Below are 24,204 nucleotides of genomic sequence, written 5' to 3' on the forward strand. Positions count from 1 at the left end.
GGGGTCGGCCGCCTCGGGCGGTAGCGTTTCCCGCATCAGGATGCGACTGGCGAGGAGAACCCCGGCCGTGGTGCAGGAGAAGCAGGGCGTCACGGCGCCCACCGGGCCGGACGGCGCCCCCCGACGGCTGCTGTGGGGCAGGCTCGCCGCGGCGGCTCTCGGCGGCCTGCTGTTGTTCCTGGCCTTCCCGCCGCTCAGCTGGTGGCCGTGCGCGCCACTCGGCATCGGCCTGGTCGCCCTCAGCCTGTACGGCTGCCGCCCCCGCCGCGCCGCCTGGCTCGGCTACGTGGCCGCGCTCGTCTTCCTGCTGCCGGCGCTGGCCTGGGTCAGGCCGATCGGCCTGGACGCCTGGCTTGCTCTGGTGGCCGTCGAGAGCCTCTTCTACGCAGCCATGGCCGCGGCCGCCGCCCTGGTGATGCGGCTGCCGCTGTGGCCGCTGTGGTTCGCCGCCCTGTGGGTGGCCATGGAGTGGGCGCGCAGCCTGTTCCCCGTCGGCGGGTTCCCGTGGGCGCGGGTGGCCTTCAGCCAGGGCGAGACGCCGTTCACCGGGTTCGCCGCGCTGGGCGGCGTGCCGCTCGTCTCGTTCGCGGTGGCGCTGTGCGGGGCGCTGCTGGCCTGCGCCGTCGTGCGGGCCGGGCGGGCCGGGCGGGCCAGGCGGGTCGTGCCCGTGGCGCTGGCGCTGGCCGTACCTCTGCTGGGGCCGGCCGTCCCGCGCCCCGCCGACGAGGGCAGGAGCGTCAACATCGGCATCGTGCAGGGCAACGTGCCGGGGCAGGGGATGTACGCGCTCGGCGACGAGCCGGCCATCGTGCTGCGCAACCACGCCAACGGCACGCACGAGCTCGCGCGGGCCGTGCGCGAGGGCCGGCTGCCCAAGCCCGACCTGGTCGTCCTGCCGGAGAACTCCACCGACATCGACCCCTACCGCGACGCGACGGCCCGCCAGATCATCGACGCCTCCGTCAAGGACGTCGGCGTGCCGACCCTCGTGGGCGCGGTCGTGGCGATCGGCGACGAGAACCGCGCCACCCGCAGCCTCGTGTGGGACCCGGTCACCGGGCCCGGCGCCTACTACGACAAACAGCAGCTGGTGCCGTTCGGCGAGTACACGCCGTTCAAGGAGATCTTCCTGGCCCTGTTCGAGCGGGCCAACCTGGTCGGCAGGCAGTCCGTGGCCGGCGACAGGCCGGGCGACCTGCGGATGGGCCCGGTGACCATCGGCGCCGTCAACTGCTACGAGGTCGCCTTCGACGGGGTGGTGCGCGACACCGTCCGGGCCGGCGGCACCCCGCTCGTCGTCCAGACCAACAACGCCACCTACGCGCTGTCGAACCTGCCGCCCCAGCAGCTGGCCATGTCGCAGCTGCGCGCCGTCGAGCACAACAGGGCGGTGGTCACCGCGGCGACCACCGGAATCTCCGCATATGTCACTCCTGACGGTAAGGTCGCCTGGCAGACGAAGGAGCGCGTCGCCGCCACGAACGTCGTCAAGGTTCCCGTGCGCACGCGGGCGACGATCGCCACGCGCGTGGGCGCCGCACCTGAGTGGGCACTGTTGATAGTAGGAGCGGTCGCGATCGGCGTGGCCGCCTGGCGCCGCAGGGGAGAGGATCGATGATGGAGCAGACGCTCGGCCGGGTGCTCGTCGTCGTCCCCACCTACAACGAGCGGGAGAACCTCCCCCTGATCGCCGGACGGCTCCGCACGGCGCTGCCCGACGCGCACCTGCTGATCGCCGACGACAACAGCCCCGACGGCACCTCCGAGGTCGCCGACGAGCTGGCCGCCGCCGACGACCACATCCACGTCCTGCACCGGCCCGAGAAGCAGGGCCTCGGCGCCGCCTACATCGACGCCTTCCACTGGGGCATGGCCCAGGGCTTCGACGTGCTGGTCGAGATGGACGCCGACGGCTCCCACCAGCCGGAGGAGCTGCACAAGCTGCTCGCCGCCCTCGCCGACGGCGCCGACCTGGTGATCGGGTCGCGCTGGGTGCCGGGCGGGAAGGTGCTCAACTGGCCGAGCCACCGCGAGCTGCTGTCCAGGGGCGCCAACGTCTACGTGCGGCTCATGCTCGGGCTGCCGGTCCGCGACGCCACGGCCGGCTTCCGCGCCTACCGGGCCGCGGCGCTGGAGAAGATCGGGCTGGCCGACGTGGAGTCGCAGGGCTACTGCTTCCAGGTCGACCTCACCCTCCGGACGGCCAGGCACGGGCTGCGGGTCGTGGAGGTGCCGATCACGTTCGTCGAGCGGACCCACGGCACCAGCAAGATGAGCGGCAAGGTCATGTACGAGGCGTTCTGGCGCGTCGGCGTCTGGGGCGTCACCGGCCTGCCCGCCCGCCTGCGCCGCCACCGCTGACGACGTTTCCCCCCGGGGCGTCCCCTGAGTCCCCGGGGCGTCCCTGAAGTCCCCCCGGGCTTCCCTGGGCCTTCGGTGGCCGTGGAACGTCCACGGGGCGACGGGCGTTACTACCAGGTGAACGCCTTCCGCTCGCGCGAATGAGGAAACGATGGTCCGGCTCCTGCTCTTCCTGGCCTTCCTGGTCGTCCCTGTCCTGGAGATCTGGCTGCTCATCCAGGTCGGATCGGTGATCGGTGGCTGGGCCACGGTCGCGTTGCTGATCGCCGACAGCCTGTTCGGCGCCTGGCTCGTGCGCCGCGAGGGCCGCAGGGCGTGGCGCAGCCTGCAGGAGTCGCTCCAGTCGGGACGGATGCCCGACAAGGAGCTGGCCGACGGCGGTCTCATCCTGGTCGGCGGCGCGCTGCTGCTGACGCCCGGCTTCCTCACCGACGTGTTCGGGTTCCTGTGCGTGCTGCCGTTCACGCGGCCGGCGATGCGGCGGTTCGGCTCGTGGTTCTTCGCGCGGCGGGTCAAGGCGATGGCGGCCGCTTCGCCGTACGCGAACCTCGGGGTGCCGTTCCCGCGTACCGACGGCTTCGCCGGCGGCGGCACGGGCACGCCCGACGGCAAGGTCGTGCACGGCGAGGTGCTGCGCGAGGACTGACCGCACCGCGGGCCGCTCGCCCCACCGCAAGCCGTGGGTGCGGCGGCCTGGGGGCCACTCGGCGGGCCCTGGCCGGCCCCTGGCTGACGAACCGGTGGGCATGGAAAACGCCCCGGACCGTTGCGGTCCGGGGCGTTCCAGCGTCACCGTGAGGAGGTCAGGCGCTCTTGCGTCGCTGCGCGCGAAGGATCGCCAGCCTCTCGTTGAGCACCTCTTCCAGGTCTTCGATGGACCGCCGCTCCAGCAGCATGTCCCAGTGCGTCCGCGGTGGCTTCGCCTTCTTGGCCTCGGGTAGCTCGCCGTCCACGCGGACCGCGGTCGCGCCGCACATGCGGCACTCCCAGGTCGCGGGGATCTCTGCCTCGGCTGCAAGCGGAACCTCGAAGCGATGCCCCTTCGAACAGGTGTAGGACACCTCCTGGCGCGGGGCCAGATCCGTGTTACGGTCGTTCTCGTAGCTGGTTGCCCCGAGCCTGGTGCCACGAAGTGCGCGCTCGCCCATGTTTTAATGCCTCCTACAGGGCCCCCGTCGGGGGGGTCTGTCTCCCACGGTGTCTAACGCTTGATACCGTGAGTGGATTCCCACCCAAGGGGTGATCCAATCGCGCTTTTTGCGATGAGGGGTTTCACCGGCGCCCGGCGAGATCGTCGGTGGGCACGCCGATCCCGGCTGTCGTAGCCCTGGCCTCGTCAAGCGCGTCGGACACCGTCGCCCCTGCTGTCTCACGCGCCGCGCGACGCGGTGGACGGATCCGCGCGGTGCCGTACTCGCTCCTCCGCCCTCCTGCCGTCGCGGCGTGGCCGCCTCAGGCCGGCACGGCCGCCTCGACGGGCGCCGCGGAACGGCCCTTGGCCAGCGCGATCGCCAGCCACAGCCCGCCGACCGCGATCAGCGCGCCATGCGCGATGCGCAGCGCGTAGAGCGGCGCGAAGAACTGGGGGATGAACAGCGCGAACCCCGCGGCCAGCGGCACGCCGCTCCACGCGGGCAGCGTTCCCGACCGCCACACGGACACCGCCGTCATGATCGCTCCGACGCCCAGCAGCGCGAGACCGAGCGCGAACATCGTCGCCGCCAGCGGGTCGTAGCGGAACTCGCCCGCCAGTTCCATCAGCGCGGGCGTGTTGTCCCGCAGCGCCCGCCGGGCGATCACGTGGAGGCCGAAGTCCTCGGCGCCGTAGTAGGGGAGCGTGAGGCCCGCCCCGGTCCAGGTCACCACCGCGGCCCGGAAGGAGAGGCGGTCCTTCAGGATCCGGTGCAGGCCGAGCGCGGCCAGGCCGAGCAGGACGAATCCGATCATGGCCGCCAGGTGGCCGAGCACCCACGCGGTGGCCGACATGGCCGCGGCGTCGTCCCCTGACGGGCGCACGGCCGGATACACGAGGAAGAGAACGCCGGTGACGGCATAGGCCGCCTGGGTGAGCTTCACGGGGACTCCAAAGGTGAAGGGGGAGGTGCTCTCCTGTGAGAGCAATGCTCTCGTTTGGGAGCGACGCTGTCAAGAGCGGTGCTCTCTTCAGTGATTGACGCTCTGCATATGGGGATGTGCTCTCAGGGTCGCCCATGAAGACGTCATGCAGTAGTGCCACAATCTGCTGGCCCGGCCGGTACGGCTGGCTCCTGGCGTCGGGGGTGGCCGCAGCGGCCGGTGCCGGGATCGCGCTGGGCGCCGGCCCCCTGGTCGCGCTGTGGTACGTGTCGGTGACCGTCGACAACGGCCTGATCGTCTTCGGGCTGGCCTCGCTGGCGGCCACGGTCGAACACCTCCACGGGGCCAGGGGCGACCTGGCCGCCCAGGCGCTGGCGGCCGAGCGGGACCGGGTCCACAGGCAGCTGGGGCGGCGCCTTCGCGACGACCTGACGGCGATCGGCTTCCTGCTCAGGAACGGCGACGTGGACGGCGCCGTCGAGCTCGCCAGGAGCGCGCCGGCCACGGTCCGGGTGCCGGGCATCCGGCCGGAGACGGATCCCGGCGCAGGCGGCTCCAGGGCGCAGGGGCAGGCGGCCGGCGGGCGGCCCGCGCCCGGTGTGGCCCTTACCGTGGAGTCGCCGAGGGCGGCGCGACGCCGGCCACCACCTCGAGGTCGTCCTCGTGCGAGAGCAGCTCGGCCAGGGCCTCGCGCAGGATGTGCATGTCCTCGGCGAGAAGGGCCTTCAGCGGCATGTCCTCATTGTGGCCTGCGCCGCGACGCCCTGGTGACGAGCGGTACCAGCGTCCTGTCGCCGCTCTCGGTCATGAACACCAGCGGCCCCGTCGCCGCGCCGACCAGCGCGGCCAGGCCGTTCCTGCCCTTGGCCCTGGCCAGTCCAGGCCCGAGCGCGGCCATGAGCCTGGTGAGGGCGGGCAGTGGCCGGACGAACATAGTGATCTCGGTGATCAGCCCGTCGTCGCCGAATCTGAGTAGGGCCGCCTCCTCCATCGTGGTCGCGCCGAGCGAGGCGGTGGCGGCGAGCATGCGGGTCCGGTCGTCGCCCACGTCGGTGTGGTAGCGGAGCCCGTCGATCACGGAGAACACGACACCGAACAGGGCGCGCACCTCGTCGCGGCGGTGGAAGCCGGCGCGGGCGCTGAGCGGGGAGTGGAAGACCACCTCGGGGGCGAGGGTGGCCATGAGCGCGTCGAGGTCCTTCTTCTCTCCTGCTTCCCGGTAGGGGAGTGCGATGCTCATCGTGACCTCCGGTCAGGTTAGTCCTGAATGTGAACTTGCTAAGGTTCACTTTAGCAACTGACTATGCTGGGGTCATGAACAGGTTCGGGGACATGCACTGCTCGATCGCGCAGGCGGTGGGGGTCGTCGGCGAGCCGTGGACGCCGCTGATCCTGCGTGACCTGTTCCTCGGCGTGCGCAGGTTCGACGAGCTCGCGCAGGATCTGGGCATCTCCCGCAACCTGCTGACCGCCAGGCTGGAGCGGCTGGTCGAGGCGGGCGTGGTCGAGCGACGGCCCTACCAGGAACGGCCGGTGCGCCACGAGTACCACCTGAGCGAGGCGGGGCGCGAGATCGTGCCCGCACTGGTCACGCTGATGGCCTGGGGAGACAAGTGGTCCACCCCGCCCGGCGGTCCGCCCGCGCTGCTGCGCCACTCCTGCGGGGAGCTGTTCACGCCCGTGGTCACCTGCCCCCACTGCGGCGGCGAGGCGACCGCCGAGACGATCACGGTCCTGCCGGGCCCGGGCGCCGCCCAGGGCCCCGGCACGATGGTGCTGGCCACCCCGGCGGGCCTGGGCCGGCGGCGCCCCGGCGGGCCGGACCCGAGGTCGTCCGGCGAGCCGGAGCGCGGCTAGTCCGGCAGGTCGGACCAGGGTTGTGGCGGGCGGGGGTTCAGACCCGCTCGGGCACCTCGTTGCCCGCCGCGCGGATCGCCTGGGGCAGGTTGACGGCCGCCAGCAGCGCGCCGCCGAGCACGAAGAAGACGACCAGCGAGACGATGCCGAGGCGGTAGCTGTCGGTCAGCTGCAGCGCCAGGCCGAGGGTGAACGAGCCGAGGAAGGTCGAGCCCTTGTCGCTGATCTCGTAGAGGCTGTAGTACTCGGCCTCCTTGCCGCGCGGGATCACGTGCGAGAACAGCGAGCGCGACAGCGCCTGGGTGCCGCCCATGACGATCGCGATGGCGAAGCCCAGCGCGAAGAAGGCCGTGGCCGAGCCCCTGGGCAGGAAGTAGGCCACGCACACGACCGCCGTCCAGGCCACCAGCGCGGCCAGCACCACCCGCTTGGCGCCGAGCAGCGTCGCCAGGCGGCTGAGCAGCAGGGCGCCGCCGAACGCCACGAACTGCACCATGAGGATCGCGGCGATCTGCACGGTCTTGTCCAGGCCCAGCTCCTTGTCGGCGTACGTCGCCGAGAAGGAGATGACGGTCTGCACGCCGTCGTTGTAGAGCAGGTAGGCCACCAGGAAGGCCAGCGTGAGCGGGTAGCGGTGCAGGCCCATCACGGTCCTGCCGAGCTGGCGGAAGCTGCCCACGACCGCCTGCCCCGCCGTCTCTCCCGTGGCGATCTCGCCGCGCCTGTTGCGCAGCCGCAGCAAGGGGATGATCGTGAAGCCGCCCCACCACAGCCCGGCCGAGCTCAGCGCGATGCGCGCCGCGGTGGCCCCGTCCAGGCCGAAGGACTCGGCCCGCAGGAACAGCACCAGGTGGACGGCCAGCAGCAACCCGCCCCCCAGGTAGCCGAAGCCCCAGCCCATGCCCGAGACCCGGTCGCGCTCGGCGGGCGTGGCGATCTCCGGCAGGAAGGAGTTGTAGATGACGAACGCGCACGCGAACCCGACGTTGGCGATCAGGAACAGCGCGCCGCCCAGCAGGTAGCGCCCGTCGCTGACGAACCAGAAGCAGACCGTCGCCGCCGCGCCCAGCATGGCGAAGAAGCCCATCAGCTCCTTCTTGCGCCCCGTGTGGTCGGCCAGCGCGCCCGCGATCGGCATCAGCACGATCTGCAGCACCGCCGCCACCCCGACCACGAAGGAGTAGTAGGCGCTGGGCCGCACGTCCATGCCGAGCACGTCCACGTACGGCGCGCCGGCCGCCGCCGTCTCGGCGATGTCGGTCAGGTACGGCCCGAGGAAGACCGTCAGCACGGTGGTGGGGAAGGCGGAGTTCGCCCAGTCGTACCAGTACCAGCCGCGCTGCTCTCGGCGGCGGGCGGCGGGGGAGTCGTCGGAGACGGCAGGGGAGGAGGGGACTGCCAAGGGAGAACTCCTAGGCTGCGAGCTGGCCGGGGTGCCAGAGGCCGCGCCGGTCGAGGACCTCGCGCAGGCCGGAGATGTTGTCGGTCATGATGCCGTCGACACCCAGGTCGAGGAGCTGGTCCATGCGCAGGGTGTCGTTGATGGTCCACACGTGGACCTGCATGCCGAGGGCGTGCGCCGTACGCACCAGGGAGCGGGTGGTGACGCGCAGCCCGCGGAAGCCGACCGGCACCTGCGCGCAGGGCACGCCGGAGCGGGCCAGCCTGGCCAGCACGCGGCCGTAGCCGGAGGTGGTGGCCGCGGCGCGCAGGGCGGCCACGCCGCGGGGGCCGAGCGCCGAGCAGACCTCGCGGCCCATCGCGGCGCGCGCCCTGGCCAGCCGCTCGTCGGAGAAGGAGGTCAGGCAGATCCTGTCGTAGGCGTTCGTCCGCCTGACCATCGCGGCCAGCGGCTCGATCGTGCCCGCCTCCTTGACGTCGATGTTGAAGCGCGCCTCGGGGAAGGAGCCGATCAGGTCCTCCATCAGCGGGATGTCGTGGACGCCGCCGATGCGGGCGTGCCTGACGACCCGGTACGGCAGCTCGGCGATCTTCCCCCGATGGCTGGTCACCCGGTCGAGGGTGTGGTCGTGGAAGGCCAGCAGCACGCCGTCGGAGGTGGCGTGGGCGTCGGTCTCCAGGTAGGTGTAGCCGAGCTCGACCGCCCGCTCGAAGGCCGCGGCGGTGTTCTCGTGCCCCTCGAGGGCGCCGCCGCGGTGCGCGAAGGCCAGCGGGCCGGGATGATCAAGGAAGGCGAAGCGACGGCTGAACACACGGCGAGTATGCCGGTTGTGAGCCCGGCCCGTCATGTCACCCTGGTTACGACTCGGGCAATTTACTCCATTCCTGCCGGCGCGCCTCCGACAGCGCGATGGCGGCGGCCACGCCGACGTTGAAGGAGCCGACCCTGCCGACCTGCGGGATGTAGGCGGCCAGGTCGGCGGCCTCCAGCAGGGCAGGCGAGCAGCCGTGGTCCTCGCTGCCGACCACCAGGCACACGTCGCGGTCGAGGTTGGTCCTGTGCAGCGGCCGCGCCTCGCCGGTCAGCTCGATGGCGACGACGGTGTAGCCGCCGTCCTTGGCCTCGCGCACCGCGTCGAGCACGGGCACGGCGTCCTTCCAGGCCACCAGCCGGTCGGTGCCGAGCGCGGTCTTGCCCGCCTTCGGGTTGGTGGGCGGGGTCGCGTTGCCGGCCAGCCAGATCTGGTCGACGCCGAACGCGGCCGCGCTGCGGAAGATCGAGCCGATGTTGAACGGCCCCGTCACCGACTCGATGATCATCGACAGACGGTTCTCCGTGCTGCGACGCCACGTGCGGTTGAGCCGCTTGACGTCGGTCGGGCGCAGCTGCTTTCTCATCGGGTCACCTTCAGGATTCGGTACGCGGCGCGGGAGGTGTGGCGGGTGGCCTGCCAGCCCTGCTCGGACAGCCAGCGCTGCAGCGAGTCGGAGCCGAGGTGCTTCTGCACCACGAGGTAGGCCACCCCGTCGGGAGTCAGCCTGGTCAGCCAGCGGGTCAGCATCTCGTGCAGCGCCTGCTTGCCGATGCGGATGGCCGGGTTGGACCAGATCGCGGCGAAACGCGGCTCCTCGGGGACCTCGTCGACGTGCGCCGGCCGCACCCCGGCCAGGCCGGCGGCCTCGGCGTTGCGCTGGGTGAGCTCCAGCGAGCGGCGGTTGACGTCGACGGCCCAGACGGTCGCCCCCGGCGCGCGGGTGGCCATGGTCAGCGCGATGGGGCCGTAGCCGCAGCCCAGGTCGAGCAGGTCGCCCTCCTGCGGCGGCTTCGGCACGCTCTCCAGCAGGATGCGGGTGCCGAGGTCGATCCGGTCGGGGGAGAAGACGCCCCTGTCGGTCTCCAGCCGCAGGTGCAGGTCGGGCAGGACCAGGTCGACGGACGCGGGTCTGCTCGCCGCCTGCGGCTGCTCCTCGAAGTAGTGGGCCACGTGGGAAAACGTTACCGCCCTCAGGGAATGCGATGGCCCAGCAGGATGGCCGCGGCCGCCACCAGCAGGCCGACGACGATCGCCGCGACGATGAAGTACTGGCTGATCTCCTGGCTGACGGTCTTGAAACCGAGCGAGGTGCCGATCTGCTCGTAGACCTCGCGCAGTTCGTTGCCCGACTCGGCGGAGTAGGCGCGGCCCGCGGTGCCCTCCGACAGCGACTGCAGGGTCGCCTTGTTCACCGGTACGGTCACCGGCCGCCCGTCGATCATGACGGTGCCGTCCTGCGTGCCGTACGCGATGGTGGAGACCGGCACCCTGGCCTGCTTGGCGGCGTCGATGGCCTCGTTCACCGAGCGGCCCGAGGTGTTGTCGCCGTCGGACAGCAGCACGACCGCGGCCGGCGGCGGGTCGGTGACCGCGCGCTGGTCGAAGGAGCGGATCGACTCCAGCGAGTTGAAGACCGCCTCGCCGATCGCGGTGCCCGGCCTGGTGGACAGGTTCGCCAGCGCGGTGACGACGGCGGGGCGGTCGGTGGTGGGGGAGATGACCACGTTGGCGGAGCGGGCGAAGGAGACCAGGCCCACGTTGAAGCGCTCGGGCAGCCCGCGGACGAACGACTGCGCGGCGACCTTGGCGGCCGCGATGCGGCTGGGCTGCACGTCGTTGGCGTCCATCGACAGCGACACGTCCAGCGCGACGATGATGGTGGCCCGGTCGCGCGGCACCCGGACCTGGTCGGCGGGCCTGGCCGCGCCCACCACCAGCAGGCTCATCATGAGCAGGAACAGCAGCGGGGCCACGTGCCGCCGCCATCCCGGCGCGCGCGGGGCCACCAGCGACAGCAGCGCCAGGTTGGTGAAGCGCACCGTGTAGCGGCGCCTGCCGAACTGCGCGGCCACGTACGCCGCGACCACCAGCGCCACCAGGGCGAACAGCCACAGATAAGCCGGCGCGAGGAACGTCACGGACCCTCCTGCTCCCTGCCGCCTGCCGCGTGATGCTCGCTCACGTACCCGCCCTCCGGTGTGCCAGGTGCGCCATGCGCCGCTGGCGCAGCGTGAACTGCGCGATGTCGAAGACCCAGTCCCGGTCGGTGCGCAGCACCAGGTGGGCCACCCCGGCCCTGCGCAGCGCGGCCCGGGTGCCCTCCCGCTGCAGGGCGGCCGCCTCGGCGTAGGCGGCGCGTACCCGCGGCGAGAGGTGTACGTCGCTTACGTGCCCAGTCTCCGGGTCGGTGAACGCCACCGTGCCGACGTCCGGAAGCTCCAGCTCGCGGGGATCCATCACCTCGACCGCGAGTACCTGGTGGCGGGCGGCCAGCCGTCTCATCGGCCGCTCCCACACCCGCTCGGCGTCCGGGTCGAGGCTCGGGTGCGCGTCGAGGAAGTCGGAGACCACCACCCGCAGCCCGTGCCGCCTGCGCATGGCCGCCAGCACGTCGATGCCCTCCGCCAGGTCGGGGGCGTCCGGTACGGCCCGGCCGCGCGGCGCGCCGGCCAGCGAGTGCAGCAGGCCGTACAGGGCGGGGCGGCCCGTCCTGGCGGGCATCCGGTGCAGCGCGTCGTCGTGCAGCACCAGCGCCCCGAACCTGTCGCCCATCCGGCTGGTCAGGAACCCGATCGCGCCGATCGCCGCGACCACCAGCTCGCGCTTGTCGGTCCCGGCGGTGCCGAAGTCCATGCTGGGCGACAGGTCGGCCAGCGCCCACGTCTCCAGCTCCCGGTCGGCGATCAGGTCGCGCACGTGCGGGATCGTCGTGCGGGCCGTCACCGCCCAGTCCATGCGCCGCACGTCGTCCTCGCCCGGCACGTACACGCGGCTGTCGCCGGCCTCGCTGCCCGGACCCGGCAGCAGGCCGGCGTGCTGGCCGTGCAGCAGGCCGTCGAGCTTCCTGATGACCGTCAGCTCGAGCCTGCGCAGCGCCTGCTCGGCCTGGTTCGTCACGGCGCGGTCACCTGTTCTGGTTCCACACGACCAGCGGAGGCGGTACGGCGTGCAGGATCTGCCTGATCACCTGCTCGGGGTCGACGCCGTCGGCCAGGGCGTCGAAGGTGAGCATGAGCCGGTGGCCCATCACGTCCACCGCCACGTCGCGCACGTCGTCGGGCAGCAGGTAGTCGCGCCCGCGCAGCACCGCCAGCGCCCGGCCGGCCGAGACCAGGCCGAGCGTGGCGCGCGGGCTGACGCCCACCTCGATGGTGTCGGCCAGCTCCGGCATGCCGTACTCGGCGGGCGAGCGGGTGGCCATGACCAGGCGCACCACGTAGTCGGCGACCAGCTGGTGCACCGAGACCAGCTCGGCCTGGTGCTGCAGGGCGAGCAGCCGCTCGGGATCGAGGATCCGCTCGGGCACCGGAGGGGTGACGCTCATCCGGTGCAGGATCTCCAGCTCCTCCTGCGCGCTCGGGTGCGGCACCTTGACCCTGAACAGGAACCGGTCGCGCTGCACCTCGGGCAGCGGGTAGACGCCCTCCGACTCGATCGGGTTCTGGGTGGCCAGCACGATGAACGGCTTCGGCAGCGGATGCGTGATGCCCGCCAGCGTGACCTGGCGCTCGGCCATCACCTCGAGCAGCGCGGACTGCACCTTCGCGGGCGCGCGGTTGATCTCGTCGGCCAGCAGGAAGTTGACGAAGACGGGGCCGAGCTCGATGTCGAACTGCTCGCTGGAGGGATGGTAGACGCGGGTTCCGACGATGTCGCTGGGCACCAGGTCCGGGGTGAACTGGATGCGGGCGAACGTGCCGCCCACCACGGTGGCCAGGGTGGCGGCGGCCAACGTCTTGGCCACCCCTGGCACACCCTCGAGCAGGCAGTGGCCACGGGCCAGCAGCGCGACCACCAGGCGTTCGACCATGTGGTCCTGGCCGACGATGACCCGCCGGACCTCCTCAAGGGTCTGACGCAGCACGGCCGCGTCGGTACCCGTCGACAGCTCTTCGGCAGTGCTCATGAGTGCTATTCCACCAAACAAGGCTTATGGGTGCACGCCCCGGCGCGCCGGGTATACGTGCTTTGATGACTCGCATGGCCGTTCCGCTGCAGTACGGTGACCCGCCGCGCCTCGGGGGCTTCGCCGTGCAGGCGCGGCTGTCGACCGCTCCGGCGGGTCTGGTCTACCTCGGGCAGGCCGCCGACGGCCGGGCGGTGTCGATCGCCCTGCTCACCAGGGGAGCGGCGCTCGACCCCTCGGCGCGCGAGCGGTTCGTGACGGCGATCCGCGCGGCCTCGGGACGGCGCGGCTGGGTCGCCCGCGCCCGGAACAGGGGGGCCGTGGCCGACGGGCCGCCCGTCGTCGCGGCCGACCTGGGGCAGGCGCCGTGGGTGGCGGTGCCGTACGTCCCCGGACGGCCGGGAGCCGAACGTTTCCTCGAGCCCGTGCTGGTCGGCGGCACGCTGATCGGCGAGGTGCACGGGCCCGACTTCGTGCCCTACTGGCTGGCCGACAGGGCGCCGGCGCTGCCCGCGCCGCCGCGCCCGCGCGCGCCGCTGACCGAGACGCGCGCCAGGGTGCTGGTCGCGGCCGGGGTGCTGGCGCTGCTCGTGGTGCTGGGCGCGGTGATCGCGCTGCTGCTGTTCGGCGGGGACGACGACAGCGCGCCGCTGCCGCGGCCGCTGCCGCCGACGGAGTTCGTGCCGAGCCCGCCCCCGGTGCCGGCTTCGCCGGAGCCGCAGAACCCGCGACCGAGCCCCTCTCCCGGCGACACGGGCGGCAACACGCCAGGGCAGACGCCCGGCGACGAGAACGGCGAGGGCAACCCGATCTGAGCTCAGGCGAACTGCTGCCAGGCGAGCCTGGCCACCATCGCCACCACCACGCACAGCAGCACGACCCGCACGAACCCGGCGCCGCGCCTGAGCGCCATGCGGGCGCCGAGCTGGGCGCCGGCGATGTTGCAGGCCGCCATCCCCAGCCCCAGCCCCCACAGCAGGTGGCCCTGGAAGCCGAAGACCAGCAGCGCGCCGAAGTTCGTGCCGGTGTTGATGATCTTCGCGGTGGCCGAGGCGTGCACGAAGTCCAGACCGAGGATGGTGGTGAACGCGATGATCAGGAAGGTGCCCGTGCCGGGACCCATGATGCCGTCGTAGAAGGCGATCACGACCCCCGCCGCCACGATGGCCGCCCCGACCCGCGCGCGGGTGCGCAGGTGCGGCTGGGGGAGCGCGCCGAAGGAGGGGCGCAGGGTCACGAACGCCGCCACGCCCAGCAGGACGACCATCACCAGCGGGCGCAGGACGCCAGAGGAGATGGCCGCGGCCGCCGTCGCCCCGAGCCCCGCACTGAGGACGGCCAGCGCGCCCGCCGGCACCGCCACCTCGCGGTCGAGCTTGGTGGTGCGGGCGTAGGTGACGGCGGCGGAGGCGGTGCCGAAGATGGCGGCCAGCTTGTTGGTGGCGATCGCCTGGACGGTGGGGACGCCCGCCACCATGAGGGCGGGAAGCTGGAGCAGCCCGCCGCCGCCGACGACGGCGTCGATCCAGCCGGCTCCCGCGGCGGCCACCAGCAGCACGATGACCTGCTCCAGCGACACGCCGCCACTCCCCCCGCTTGCGTCACAGAACGCAGAGCAGGCTACATGTCACGACATTTCCAGAATTGCTGGGGTAGGGGCGGGTCCGGCCCCGGCGCGAGCCCATCGTCAGCGCCGGGACCGGCGTGGGCGCCCGCTGTGACCCGCGAACGCCCCGCTGTGTCCCCCCGATCAAGCCGGCCGATCAAGCCGGCCGATCAAGCGGGCCGATCAAGCCGACCCGCCGGGAGGCCGACCCGCCGGGAAGCCGGCCGAGCCGCCGGATGTCGTTCCGGCGGTTCGCCGGAGGGTCAGGCCGGCGTCAGGGTCTTCTTGCGGCCGGCGAAGATGTCGTCGATCAGCCCGTAGGTCCTGGCCTGCTCGGCCGTCATGAAGCGGTCGCGTTCGATGTCCCTGCGGATGTCGAGGGTCGACCGCCCCGTGTGCTTGGCCAGGATCTCCTCCTGCTGGTCGCGCATCCGCAGGATCTCCCGCGCGTGGATCTCCAGGTCGCTCGACTGCCCGCGGCTGGCCCCCTCGGTGGCCGGCTGGTGGAGCAGGATGCGCGCGTGCGGCAGCGCCGCCCGCTTGCCCGGCGCCCCCGCCGCCAGCAGCACGGCCGCCGCCGAGCTCGCCTCGCCGATGCACACCGTCTGGACCTGCGGCCTGACGAACTGCATCGTGTCGTAGATCGCGCTCATCGAGGTGAACGACCCGCCCGGCGAGTTGATGTAGAGCTGGATGTCCTGGTCAGGATCGAGCGACTCCAGCGTCAGCAGCTGCGCCATCACGTCGTTGGCCAGGGTGTCGTCGATCGGCGTGCCGATGAAGATGATCCGGTCCTCGAACAGCTTGTTGTACGGGTTCATCTCCTTGATGCCGTAGCTGGTGCGCTCCGTGAAGGAGGGCAGCACATAGCGCGCGTTCATACCTTGATCACCCCGTCCGCGTGCGTGACGACATGGTCGACGAAGCCGTACTCCTTGGCCTCCTGCGCGGTGAACCACCGGTCCCTGTCGGAGTCGGCCTGGATGCGCTCCAGCGGCTGGCCGGTGTGCTGCGCGATCAGCTCGGCCATCAGCCGCTTGGTGTAGAGCAGGTTCTCGGCCTGGATCTGGATGTCGGCCGCGGTGCCGCCGATGCCGCCGAGCGGCTGGTGCATGACGATCCGGGCGTGGGGGAGCGCGTAGCGCTTGCCCGGCGCGCCGCCGCTCAGCAGGAACTGCCCCATGGAGGCGGCGAACCCCATCGCGACCGTCGCCACGTCGCAGGGGACGAACTGCATCATGTCGTAAAGCGCCATCCCGGCCGAAATCGAACCGCCGGGCGAATTGATGTAAAGAGTGACGTCGCTGACCGGGTCTTCAGCCGCCAGCAAAAGCAGTTCGCCGCACAGGCGATTGCAAATATCGTCGTCGACCTCCTGGCCGAGGACGATAATCCGTTCCTTCAGCAGCCGCTGGCCAAGCTGCTCCGGCCAGGCCGGGCGAGGGGTCTCCGTCATGCGTCCACCTTTCTCTCGCGTTACGCATAAGACGTTATCGAGAGAGCCGGAATTGTGGTGTCGCGGTTCTCCGTGAGCATATTCCGCTAAAAGCGCATTATGCTGGGAGTGAATTACCGCGACATATAATGCGATCTGTGAGATGGAGACTCGTCGCCCGCAGGTGGGCCTGCCTGATCCTCGGCGGGGCGCTGCTGATGCCGTACATGATGCTCGGCGTGCTGGTCAGCGGCACGGTCGGCGGCCGCGGCAACGCCTCGCAGCTGCTCTTCCCCGTCGACGTGCTGGTCTACGTGGCGGTGCTGCCGCTGGTCGCGGTGACCGGGCTGTTCCTGCCGCTGCGGGCGTTCGAGGTGTCGGCGGCCGAGGGGCTGCTCGGCGCGAAGGTCGACCCGCTGCCGGGCGGGCGGCGCACCTGGGGGGAACGGCGGCGCACCGCGCTGTGGTTCACGCTGCACCTGGCGGTCGGCGGGTTGATGAGCGGGATCACGCTGGCGATCGTGCCGTTCGTGGTGTGGCTGCTCGCCGCGCCGCTCACCGGTGACCCCGCCGGACTGCTCGGCCGCGATGCGCCGCTGGCGTGGATGCCCGTGGCGGCGGTGGCGATCGCGGTGGTCCTGGTCGCCGTGGTGGCCGGCGCGGGCGCGCTGCTGGCCCGGCTGGCGCCCAGGCTGCTCGGCCCGTCGCCCGCCGATCGGCTCGCCGTCGCCGAGCAGCAGGCCCGCGGGCTCGCCGAGCGCAACCGGCTGGCCCGCGAGCTGCACGACTCGGTCGGCCACGCGCTGAGCGTGGTCACCCTCCAGGCCGCCGCCGCGAGCAGGGTCATCGAGCGCGACCCGGCCACCGCGAGGACCGCGCTCGAGGCCATCGAGCAGTCGGCGCGGGCCGCGCTGGAGGATCTCGACCACGTGCTCGGCGTGCTGCGCGAGGACGCGCAGGGCCGCGCCCCGCAGGCCACGCTCGCCGACCTCGACGAGCTGATCCGCGCCTCGGGCGCCGACGTCAGGCGCGAGGTGGGCGACCTGTCCTCGGTGCCCGCCGTGGTCTCGCGCGAGGCCTACCGGATCGTCCAGGAGGCGCTGACCAACGCCATCAAGCACGGGCAGGGCGCGGTCCGGCTGGCCGCCGCCGTCCAGGACGACGAGCTGAGCCTCGAGATCTCCAACGCCGCCGCCGCCACGCGCGGAAGGGGCGGCGGTCGCGGGGTCGCGGGCATGCGGGAGCGGGTCGGGCTGCTGCGCGGCACCTTGCACGCCGGTCCTGGCGAGCGGGGCGAGTGGCAGGTGTCGGTACGGCTCCCGCTACGGTCGGGGGCGTGACGCTGAAGATCGTGATAGCCGACGACGAGGACCTCATCCGCACCGGACTGCGGATCATCGTCGAGTCCGAGGAGGACCTCACCGTCGTCGGCGAGGCGGCCGACGGTGCCGAGGTGCTGCCCGTGGTCCGCAGGGAACGCCCCGACGTGGTGCTCATGGACGTCCGCATGCCCCGCCTCGACGGCATCCAGGCCACCGCGAACCTGGTCGCGCTGCCCGAGGCGCCCAAGGTGCTCGTGGTGACGACGTTCGAGAACGACGACTACGTCTACGACGCGCTGCGGGCGGGCGCGAGCGGCTTCCTGCTGAAGCGCACCAGGCCGGGCGACCTGGTGCGGGCCATCAGGGTGGTCGCGGCCGGCGACACGCTGCTGTTCCCCGCCGCGATCAGGGACCTGGCGGCGCGCCGGAGGCCCGCCACCGGGGTGCCCGGCATCGGCCGCCTGACCGGCCGTGAAGGCGACGTGCTGCGGCTGATGACCAGGGGGCTGTCCAACGGCGAGATCGCCGCCGAGCTGGTGGTCAGCCAGGAGACGGTCAAGACGCACGTCGGCAACGTGCTCACCAAGCTCGGCGCCCGCGACCGCACGCAGGCGGTGATCGCCGCCTACGAGTCAGGCTTCGTCTCGCCAGGTTGACAGGATCTCGGCGGCGGGCAGGCCCGTGCACTCGACGGCCGACCGGCCCGTCGCCCGCAGGTGCGCGTCGACCAGGCGCAGCCCGGCGGGGTAGCCGGCCATGTCGGGGATGCCGCGCGGCTCCTGGCCGAACCTGACCATCGCCGTGTCGCCGAGCACGTAGGCGGGCGTGTTCTGCATGCCCTGCAGGCCGAGGTCGGCCACGATCCTGGCGAACACCGCGTCGTCGAGCGGGCGCGCCGACCACGGGCCCATCGCCTCGGGACCCGACAGCTCCCGCACGAACGCCTCGGCCAGCCCCTCCGCGACGACGTGCTCGCCGACGGTGACGGTGGCCGGGTTCCACTCCACGGTGCGGTAGCGGATGTTGTGGTGGAACTCGTGCACCGCGCAGTGCGCGATCCTGCCGATGACGTCGTCGCCCGGCCAGGCGAGGAGGTAGATCACGTCGCCGGAGCCGCCCATGCCGTAGTAGCCGCCCACGACGTTCATGAGGTAGTCGTCGTCGGGGTGGCCCAGGACGAACATCACCTGGATGGCGTCGGGCGCGGCCAGACCGGTCAGGGCGGCGGCGGCCTTGCCGAGCGCGCGCTCGATCTGCCCGGGGACGTCCTGCTCGATGAGCTTCTCGACGGCGGGCAGGTAGCGCGGGTCCTCGCGGTCGACGCGGAATCCGGCGCCCTGGTGGTGGATGTCGACGATGTCGCCCGGCACGGGGATGGCCGCGCGGATGGGGGCGAGCATGCCGGCCAGGAGGTCCCGGCGCTCGCCGAGGGGACGGCGGAGCAGGTCGGCCATGGCGGTGAAGGTGTCGTGGACGATGATTTCCATGGCCGGGACGGTAGAGGCTCACGTGACGTGAGGCTCAAGTCGTTTTCCCGGCTCCGCGCGCGGGCGGCGAGAATGGGGGCATGCGCGCGAGCCGGCTGCTCTCCCTCCTCCTGTTGCTGCAGACGCGTGGCCGTATGACCGCCACCGAGCTGGCCGAGGAGCTGGAGGTGTCGGTCAGGACCGTCTACCGCGACGTCGAGGCCCTGTCGGCGGCGGGCGTGCCCGTCTACGCCGACCGCGGCCCCGCGGGCGGCTACCAGCTCCTGGACGGCTACCGCACCAGGCTCAACGGCCTGACCGCCGCCGAGGCATCCTCCCTGTTCCTGGCCGGACTGCCCGGGCCCGCCGCCGAGCTGGGCCTGGCCGAGCTCGCCGCCAACGCCGAGCTGAAGCTGCTGGCCGCCCTCCCGCCGGAGCCGCGCTCCCAGGCCGCCAGGATGCGCGAGCGCTTCCACCTCGACGTGCCCAGCTGGTACCGCAACGCCGACGACGTCCCCCACCTGACCGAGGTCGCCGAGGCGGTGTGGGACCAGCGCCCGCTCCGCATGAGCTACCAGCGCTGGGGCCGGCAGGTGGTCGAGCGTGTCGTCCACCCCTACGGCCTGGTGCTGAAGGGCGGCTCCTGGTACATGGTCGCCGCGCCGCCCGGCGACCCGCCGCGCACCTACCGGGTCTCGCGCGTCCTCAGCCTGGAGACGCTCGACGGCACGTTCGAGCACCCGCAGGGGTTCGACCTGGCGGAGTTCTGGCGCCTGTACGCCAAGGAGTTCCGCGAGAAGATGTACAAGGCCGAGGCCGTCATCAGGGTCGCGCCCGGCGCCGAGAGCCTGCTCGACTACACCATGAGCATCACGGTCGAGCTGCCCGAACCCGACCCCGACGGGTGGCGCACCGTCACCGTGCCCATCGAGTCCGTCCCGCACGCCCGCTGGCTGCTGCTGCGCATGGGCGCGAGCGTCGAGGTGCTGGCCCCCGCCGAACTACGCGACCTGATGCGGGAGACGGTGGCCGAATTGGGCAAGATGTACGGTTCATGAGCACTGTGAACGTGGCCCTCGTCGGCATCGGCAACTGCGCCTCCTCGCTCGTGCAGGGGGTCGAGTACTACCGCGACACCGACTACCCCGAGTGCGCGGGCTTCGCCGTCCGGCAGGTGGCCTTCACCGCGGCCTTCGACGTCACCCCTGAGAAGATCGGCAAGGACCTGTCGGAGGCCGTCTGGGCCGCGCCCAACAACGCCGCCGCCTTCGCCCGCGTGCCGTACGCGGGCGTGCCGGTGGAGGAGGGCATCCTCGGCGAGGACTTCGGCGACCTCACGGGCGCGCGGGGCGGCAGGACACCCGAGCAGGTCGCCGGCGTCCTGCGGGCCACGGGCACGCACGTGGTGGTCAGCTACCTGCCCGTCGGCCACCAGCGGGCCACCGAGCTGTACGCCGAGGCGGCGCTGCTGGCCGGGTGCGCGTTCGTCAACTGCATGCCCGCCGTCCTGGCCCGCGCGCCCGAGTGGGCCGACAGGTTCGAGCGGGCGAGCCTGCCGCTGGTCGGCGACGACCTGAAGAGCCAGTTCGGCTCGACGCTCGTGCACCGCGCGCTGGTGGACGCGCTGACCGCCGCGGGAGTGCGGCTGCGCTCCACCTACCAGCTCAACGCCGGCGGCAACATGGACTTCCAGGCGATGCAGGACCCGGCCAGGATGGCGGGCAAGAAGGCCACCAAGGCCCAGGGCATGGCGGCGGGAAGGATGCCGGACGGCGGCCAGGTCCACGTCGGCGCCGAGCACGTCCCCTTCCTGCGGGACCGGAAGGTCGCCTACATCAGGATCGACGGCGAGGCGTTCGGCGGCACCCCGCTGGAGATCGAGCTGCGCATGTCCGTGGAGGACTCCCCGAGCGCCGCGGGCAACACCCTCGACGCGGTACGGCACGCCAGGCGCGCCATGCTGGAGGGCCGCGGGGGTGTACTGAACCTTGGCCTGATGAAGGCCTGAACACCACGTCGCGCTCTTCCACACCCGCCCCGGCAAAGCTTATGATCCAGGGAATGTCGGGACAGGACATAGCGGTCGTGGTCGATCCTGGCGTGCCGGAAGAGGTCGCCTGGACGTTCAAGGCGAACGCCCCGCTGCTGTCCCGCATCAAGGCCGGATGGCGGCCGCGGCCCGGGCCCGAACGCCCGTCCGGCACTCCCTTCGACACCGCCGCCCTCGTGGGCGCCCCCATGCTGCTCGGGCTGGCGATCATCTTCATCGTCGCGGGCTCGATCAGGGTGGCCTTCCTGAGCTTCGGTGTGGTCATGCTGCTCTTCATGGCCAAGGTGCTGTCCCCGCGCGCGCAGCCCGGCGACGACCACACCGAGGAGCAGGAGATCTTCGAGCAGGCCCGCTGGTACGACGGCCGCTACCACCTGCCCGAAGACTTCGATCCCGATGCGCTGGCGCTGATGGCGCGCACCCAGCGGGCGGTCAACTCCGTCCTCGGCTCCCACGTCAACGCCGAAGGGCTGCTCGACGAGGTGCGCAACGCCGTGCTCCTGCCCCAGCAGGAGTGGGAGATCGCCCGCCTGCTGGCCAAGCTGTCGGCCCTGCGCGCCGAGCACAAGGCGCTCATCGCGCGCGGCGTCGCGCCCGAGGTGGCCCAGGCCGTCCAGCCGCTGGAGCGGGCGCTGGCCGGCAGCGAGACGGCGGTCGTGGCCAGGGTCGAGGCGCTGGAGCGCTACGCGAGCCACGTGGCCGACGCCGAGCGCGCCTACCACGCGCGCGGCCAGATCGAGGAGCTGCGCGCCCGGCTGCCGCGCTACGAGGAGCTGGTGGCCGAGTCGGGCGCGGACGGCTTCGCCGTACCGGAGATCTCCCGGCTGGCCGACGACGCCGGCCAGTTGGAGGAGACGCTGCGCAGGAGCGTGCGCGAAGCCCACGAGGCCTTCCGCTACCTGGACGGCTGAGCGGCCTCCAGCAGCATGCCGGCCAGCGCGTCGGCGGCGTCGAGCCGGCCCAGCCTCTGGGCCGCCTCGGCCATCGCCGCGCGCAGCGCCGGGTCGGCCAGCAGCGGCATCAGCTCGGCCAGCAGCAGCTCGGCCGGCGGGTTCGGCTCCAGCAGCGCTCGGGCGGCGCCCGCGGAAGCCAGGTAGGAGGCGTTCTTGCGCTGCTCGTCGCCGCCGGTCGGGATGAGCGGGATGAGCACCGCGGGCTTGCCGATCGCGGTCAGCTCGGAGACCGTGCCGGCGCCGCTGCGCGAGATCACCACGTCCGCGGCGGCGAACAGGTCGGGCAGCTCGGCCCCGACGTAGGGGACGGGGTGGTAGCGGTCGGCCAGCCCTGGCGGCAGCGCGACGGCGCGCATCTGGTCGATCCACGCGGGCCCGCACTGGTGGATCACCTGCGCGTACGGCAGCAGCCGCGGCAGGATCTCCGCGAGCATCGTGTTGATCTGCTTGCTGCCCTGGGCGCCGCCGGTCACGTAGATGAGCGGCACCTCGAAGGTCAGCCCGAACTGGTCGTAGGCCGCCGCCCGGTCGCCGTGGAGCAGCTCGGGCCGCACCGGGTTGCCGGTCACCACCGCCTTGTCGCGGGCGGAGGGGGGCAGGTGCTCCATCGACGACTCGTGCGACAGGGCGATGCGGGTGGCCATCCTGGCCAGGATGCGGTTGGCCAGCCCCACGACCGTGGTCTGCTCGTGCATGACCAGCGGGCGGCGCAGCAGCCTGGCCGCCACGCCGATGGGCACCGCGACGTAGCCGCCCGTGGACAGCACCACGTCGGGCTGGTAGCGGGCCGCGTGGCCGATCGCCTGCATGACGCCCAGCGGGATGCGGAACATGTCGGCCAGGTTGGTGCCCAGCTCGCGCAGGTTCGGGCGGCGGCGCAGCTTGCCCGTGGTGATCGCCTTGAACGGGATGCCGTGCTCGGCGGTGATCCTGGCCTCCAGGCCGCTGGCCGTACCGACCCAGAGAACGTCGTGGGGCACCCGCCGCCGCTGCACCGCGGCAAGGGTGGTCAGGGCGGGATAGGTGTGGCCGCCGGTGCCGCCACCGGTCACCAGCAGGCGAAGGGTTCGTGTCACGACGTCAGACTATTGCCGCCAGGGGGGACACTCGCGCCACGACCGGGCCCCGCCCCCCGCGACGCGTGTCATGACCACGAGGAAGGGTATGCGCGGAAATATGCCGACAATCACCGAGGGCGATCTGTTCACCGCGACTTTCGAGGTCCTGGAGCATCCGCCGCTCGGAGTGCCCGCGCTCGACACGGGCCCGCGCGAGGCCGTCGTACGGCTGGCGGGCCAGACCACGCTCGTGCGCATCCTCGACGGCGCCGACGGGCGCGACCTCGACCTGGTGCTGCCCGGCGGCTACCGGCACCGGCACGGCAGGCTCAGGCTCACCGCGCAGCGGCTCGACCACGACCTGTACGCCATCAACGCGGGCGAGCACACCATCGCGCTGCTGCGCCTGCGCGACAGGGCCGTCGGCCTGCCCGCCTTCGACCCCGAGGGCAACCACCATCCCGCCCTCCGCCCGACCAGGCCGCTGCCCCGGCGCCGGGCGCGGCCCCCCTGCCGGACCTCGCCATGGGAGACGCTGCGCCTCGCCCTGGAGGTGGCGCTGCCGATCGTCGCCCAGGGTGTCGTCCTGCGCCGGCCGCTCGGCGTGCGGCTGGCCGCCCTCCTCAGGGCCGACGAGCGGGCCAACCGGCTGCTGGCCCGGCTGCGCGACCGCCACGACGGCGGCCCGCTGCTGGTGCGGATCCCGTTGCGCGGCTGGGCGGTCATCCCGCTGACCGGCGCGGACGTGCGGCGGGCGCTGCACGGCGCCGAGTTCACCCCCGCCAACAGGGAGAAACAGGGCGCGTTCGGCCACTTCCAGAGCGACGCCGTGCTCGTCACCAGGGATCCCGAGCTGCGCGCCCGGCGGCGGGCGTTCAACGAGGAGGTGCTCGGCCCCGGCGCGATCGCCGGCGACGTGCGGGCGAAGGTGGCCGAGGAGATAGCGGCGCTGCCCACGCGGGGAGTGATCGACTGGCCCTGCTTCCAGGCGGCGCACCGGCGGATCGCCCGCCGCGTGGTGCTCGGCGACGCGGCCCGCGACGACGAGGAGCTCAGCGCGCTGCTGGACCGGCTGCGGGCCGACGCCAACTGGTTCTCCCTGCGGGCCCGCCGTACCGACGTGCGGGTCGCCTTCCAGCGGCGGCTGGAGGGACACCTGCGCAGGGCCGAGGAGGGCAGCCTGGCCGGGCTGCTCGCCCGCACGCCGGCCGATCCCGTCGTGCACGCCGAAGGCCAGGTGCCGCACTGGTTGTTCGCCTACGACGCGGCCGGCATCGCGGCATGGCGGGCACTGGCCCTGCGGGCCTCCTCCCCCGCGTCGCCCGACGGCCCGTCCGGAGACGCGGGGGAGGAGGCCAGGTCGCGCGCGGCCGTGCTGGAGTCGCTGCGGCGCTGGCCCACGACGCCTGCCATCCTGCGCGACACCACGGCGCCGACCACCTGGCGCGGGATCACCGTGCCCGCGGGCAGCGCCGTCGCCGTCATCACCTCCTTCATGGACCAGGTCCCCTTCAGCGACGGGCCCGCCCGCTGCGCAGGGGAGGGGCTGGTGATGCTCACCGCGACCCGCGTGCTCGCCGAGATCCTGCGCGCGCGAGAGGTCGCCGTGGTGGGTGCGCCGGCCCTGTTCGACCACTTCAGCCTCCGCTTCGCCGTACGGCCCCGCGGGCGATAACGT

At 72.5% G+C, this 24,204-nt stretch carries 27 protein-coding genes; 11 read left to right on the forward strand and 16 right to left on the reverse strand.

What is annotated here, in order from left to right:
- Nucleotides 1–67 precede the first annotated feature (67 nt).
- The 3 genes from lnt to ACWEVS_RS34270 all read left to right on the forward strand — a co-directional run bounded on the left by lnt (nt 68) and on the right by ACWEVS_RS34270 (nt 3,007).
- Nucleotides 68–1,618, forward strand: a complete 1,551-nt coding sequence (gene lnt / locus ACWEVS_RS34260) for an apolipoprotein N-acyltransferase (protein WP_449925302.1) — start codon at nt 68–70, stop codon at nt 1,616–1,618.
- The gene (locus ACWEVS_RS34265) at nt 1,618–2,361 is read left to right on the forward strand and encodes a polyprenol monophosphomannose synthase (RefSeq protein ID WP_449925806.1); all 744 of its coding nucleotides are present in this window, start codon (nt 1,618–1,620) and stop codon (nt 2,359–2,361) included. Before lnt ends, ACWEVS_RS34265 begins: the two co-directional genes overlap by 1 nt.
- A gap of 151 nt (nt 2,362–2,512) precedes the next feature.
- Nucleotides 2,513–3,007: an FxsA family protein gene (locus ACWEVS_RS34270; RefSeq protein WP_449925300.1), complete on the forward strand. Its 495-nt coding sequence runs from the start codon at nt 2,513–2,515 to the stop codon at nt 3,005–3,007.
- Between the two features lie 157 nt (nt 3,008–3,164).
- Here the strand turns inward: ACWEVS_RS34270 and ACWEVS_RS34275 are convergent, their stop codons facing one another.
- The 4 genes from ACWEVS_RS34275 to ACWEVS_RS34290 all read right to left on the reverse strand — a co-directional run bounded on the left by ACWEVS_RS34275 (nt 3,165) and on the right by ACWEVS_RS34290 (nt 5,677).
- Nucleotides 3,165–3,509, reverse strand: coding sequence for an RNA polymerase-binding protein RbpA (locus ACWEVS_RS34275; protein WP_183661557.1), 345 nt, complete (start codon nt 3,507–3,509; stop codon nt 3,165–3,167).
- 304 nt (nt 3,510–3,813) lie between these two features.
- Entirely contained in the window at nt 3,814–4,437 is a 624-nt protein-coding gene (locus tag ACWEVS_RS34280; RefSeq protein ID WP_449925296.1) for a hypothetical protein, read from the reverse strand.
- Between the two features lie 606 nt (nt 4,438–5,043).
- Nucleotides 5,044–5,172 (reverse strand): hypothetical protein, encoded by a 129-nt coding sequence (locus ACWEVS_RS34285; protein ID WP_452554830.1) that lies wholly within the window; start codon nt 5,170–5,172, stop codon nt 5,044–5,046.
- Between the two features lie 4 nt (nt 5,173–5,176).
- A complete protein-coding gene (locus ACWEVS_RS34290; protein WP_354906934.1) occupies nt 5,177–5,677 on the reverse strand; it encodes a nuclear transport factor 2 family protein in 501 nt (166 codons plus the stop codon).
- A 74-nt stretch (nt 5,678–5,751) separates the two neighbouring features.
- Between ACWEVS_RS34290 and ACWEVS_RS34295 the strand changes: the two genes are divergently transcribed.
- Nucleotides 5,752–6,294, forward strand: coding sequence for a winged helix-turn-helix transcriptional regulator (locus ACWEVS_RS34295; protein ID WP_449925290.1), 543 nt, complete (start codon nt 5,752–5,754; stop codon nt 6,292–6,294).
- Between the two features lie 37 nt (nt 6,295–6,331).
- Here ACWEVS_RS34295 and ACWEVS_RS34300 read toward each other — a convergent pair whose 3' ends face one another.
- The 7 genes from ACWEVS_RS34300 to ACWEVS_RS34330 are packed head-to-tail and all read right to left on the reverse strand — an operon-like array spanning nt 6,332 to nt 12,636.
- Nucleotides 6,332–7,696 (reverse strand): MFS transporter, encoded by a 1,365-nt coding sequence (locus ACWEVS_RS34300; protein ID WP_452417370.1) that lies wholly within the window; start codon nt 7,694–7,696, stop codon nt 6,332–6,334.
- Nucleotides 7,697–7,706: 10 nt separating this feature from the next.
- Nucleotides 7,707–8,507 (reverse strand): glycerophosphodiester phosphodiesterase, encoded by an 801-nt coding sequence (locus tag ACWEVS_RS34305; RefSeq protein WP_452417371.1) that lies wholly within the window; start codon nt 8,505–8,507, stop codon nt 7,707–7,709.
- 46 nt (nt 8,508–8,553) lie between these two features.
- Nucleotides 8,554–9,093: a TrmH family RNA methyltransferase gene (locus ACWEVS_RS34310; RefSeq protein WP_449925282.1), complete on the reverse strand. Its 540-nt coding sequence runs from the start codon at nt 9,091–9,093 to the stop codon at nt 8,554–8,556.
- On the reverse strand, nt 9,090–9,680 hold the full coding sequence (locus ACWEVS_RS34315) for a class I SAM-dependent methyltransferase (protein ID WP_449925279.1): 591 nt from the start codon (nt 9,678–9,680) through the stop codon (nt 9,090–9,092). The genes ACWEVS_RS34310 and ACWEVS_RS34315 overlap by 4 nt, the downstream gene beginning before the upstream one ends.
- Before the next feature lie 20 nt (nt 9,681–9,700).
- Nucleotides 9,701–10,648 carry a VWA domain-containing protein gene (locus ACWEVS_RS34320; protein WP_449925276.1) on the reverse strand — a complete coding sequence of 316 codons (948 nt, stop codon included), beginning with the start codon at nt 10,646–10,648 and terminating at the stop codon, nt 9,701–9,703.
- A 40-nt stretch (nt 10,649–10,688) separates the two neighbouring features.
- Nucleotides 10,689–11,627, reverse strand: a complete 939-nt coding sequence (locus ACWEVS_RS34325) for a DUF58 domain-containing protein (RefSeq protein ID WP_449925273.1) — start codon at nt 11,625–11,627, stop codon at nt 10,689–10,691.
- A 7-nt stretch (nt 11,628–11,634) separates the two neighbouring features.
- Complete coding sequence (locus ACWEVS_RS34330; protein ID WP_354906926.1) at nt 11,635–12,636, reverse strand: AAA family ATPase; 1,002 nt, start codon at nt 12,634–12,636, stop codon at nt 11,635–11,637.
- Between the two features lie 74 nt (nt 12,637–12,710).
- Between ACWEVS_RS34330 and ACWEVS_RS34335 the strand changes: the two genes are divergently transcribed.
- Nucleotides 12,711–13,451: a hypothetical protein gene (locus tag ACWEVS_RS34335; RefSeq protein WP_449925270.1), complete on the forward strand. Its 741-nt coding sequence runs from the start codon at nt 12,711–12,713 to the stop codon at nt 13,449–13,451.
- A gap of 2 nt (nt 13,452–13,453) precedes the next feature.
- On the opposite strand, the gene ACWEVS_RS34340 is transcribed toward ACWEVS_RS34335, so the two are convergent.
- From ACWEVS_RS34340 to ACWEVS_RS34350, 3 genes are all read right to left on the reverse strand, one after another.
- Nucleotides 13,454–14,215 carry a TSUP family transporter gene (locus ACWEVS_RS34340; RefSeq protein ID WP_449925267.1) on the reverse strand — a complete coding sequence of 254 codons (762 nt, stop codon included), beginning with the start codon at nt 14,213–14,215 and terminating at the stop codon, nt 13,454–13,456.
- A 290-nt stretch (nt 14,216–14,505) separates the two neighbouring features.
- Nucleotides 14,506–15,123, reverse strand: coding sequence for an ATP-dependent Clp protease proteolytic subunit (locus ACWEVS_RS34345; protein ID WP_354906923.1), 618 nt, complete (start codon nt 15,121–15,123; stop codon nt 14,506–14,508).
- Nucleotides 15,120–15,698, reverse strand: a complete 579-nt coding sequence (locus ACWEVS_RS34350; protein WP_354906922.1) for a ClpP family protease — start codon at nt 15,696–15,698, stop codon at nt 15,120–15,122. Before ACWEVS_RS34350 ends, ACWEVS_RS34345 begins: the two co-directional genes overlap by 4 nt.
- Before the next feature lie 128 nt (nt 15,699–15,826).
- On the opposite strand from ACWEVS_RS34350, the gene ACWEVS_RS34355 reads away from it, so the two are divergent.
- Together ACWEVS_RS34355 and ACWEVS_RS34360 are read left to right on the forward strand one after the other, a co-directional pair.
- Nucleotides 15,827–17,017: a sensor histidine kinase gene (locus tag ACWEVS_RS34355; RefSeq protein ID WP_452554833.1), complete on the forward strand. Its 1,191-nt coding sequence runs from the start codon at nt 15,827–15,829 to the stop codon at nt 17,015–17,017.
- On the forward strand, nt 17,014–17,655 hold the full coding sequence (locus ACWEVS_RS34360; protein ID WP_354906920.1) for a response regulator transcription factor: 642 nt from the start codon (nt 17,014–17,016) through the stop codon (nt 17,653–17,655). The genes ACWEVS_RS34355 and ACWEVS_RS34360 overlap by 4 nt, the downstream gene beginning before the upstream one ends.
- On the opposite strand, the gene ACWEVS_RS34365 is transcribed toward ACWEVS_RS34360, so the two are convergent.
- Nucleotides 17,632–18,486 (reverse strand): DUF2268 domain-containing protein, encoded by an 855-nt coding sequence (locus ACWEVS_RS34365; RefSeq protein WP_449925259.1) that lies wholly within the window; start codon nt 18,484–18,486, stop codon nt 17,632–17,634. The genes ACWEVS_RS34360 and ACWEVS_RS34365 overlap by 24 nt on opposite strands.
- 80 nt (nt 18,487–18,566) lie before the next feature.
- Here ACWEVS_RS34365 and ACWEVS_RS34370 point away from each other — a divergent pair, with 80 nt between their 5' ends.
- Genes ACWEVS_RS34370 through ACWEVS_RS34380 form a run of 3 tightly spaced genes read left to right on the forward strand, consistent with a single transcriptional unit; the run spans nt 18,567 to nt 21,426 of the window.
- Nucleotides 18,567–19,523, forward strand: coding sequence for a helix-turn-helix transcriptional regulator (locus tag ACWEVS_RS34370; RefSeq protein WP_354906918.1), 957 nt, complete (start codon nt 18,567–18,569; stop codon nt 19,521–19,523).
- Nucleotides 19,520–20,473 carry an inositol-3-phosphate synthase gene (locus ACWEVS_RS34375; protein ID WP_452554835.1) on the forward strand — a complete coding sequence of 318 codons (954 nt, stop codon included), beginning with the start codon at nt 19,520–19,522 and terminating at the stop codon, nt 20,471–20,473. Before ACWEVS_RS34370 ends, ACWEVS_RS34375 begins: the two co-directional genes overlap by 4 nt.
- 53 nt (nt 20,474–20,526) lie before the next feature.
- A complete protein-coding gene (locus tag ACWEVS_RS34380) occupies nt 20,527–21,426 on the forward strand; it encodes a hypothetical protein (protein WP_452417383.1) in 900 nt (299 codons plus the stop codon).
- On the opposite strand, the gene murG is transcribed toward ACWEVS_RS34380, so the two are convergent.
- Nucleotides 21,411–22,544 (reverse strand): undecaprenyldiphospho-muramoylpentapeptide beta-N-acetylglucosaminyltransferase, encoded by a 1,134-nt coding sequence (gene murG, locus ACWEVS_RS34385; protein ID WP_354906915.1) that lies wholly within the window; start codon nt 22,542–22,544, stop codon nt 21,411–21,413. The genes ACWEVS_RS34380 and murG overlap by 16 nt on opposite strands.
- Nucleotides 22,545–22,644: 100 nt before the next feature.
- Here murG and ACWEVS_RS34390 point away from each other — a divergent pair, with 100 nt between their 5' ends.
- Complete coding sequence (locus ACWEVS_RS34390) at nt 22,645–24,201, forward strand: hypothetical protein (protein ID WP_452554837.1); 1,557 nt, start codon at nt 22,645–22,647, stop codon at nt 24,199–24,201.
- Nucleotides 24,202–24,204: the final 3 nt, after the last annotated feature.

The sequence above is a fragment of the Nonomuraea sp. NPDC003754 genome (genome assembly GCF_053605785.1).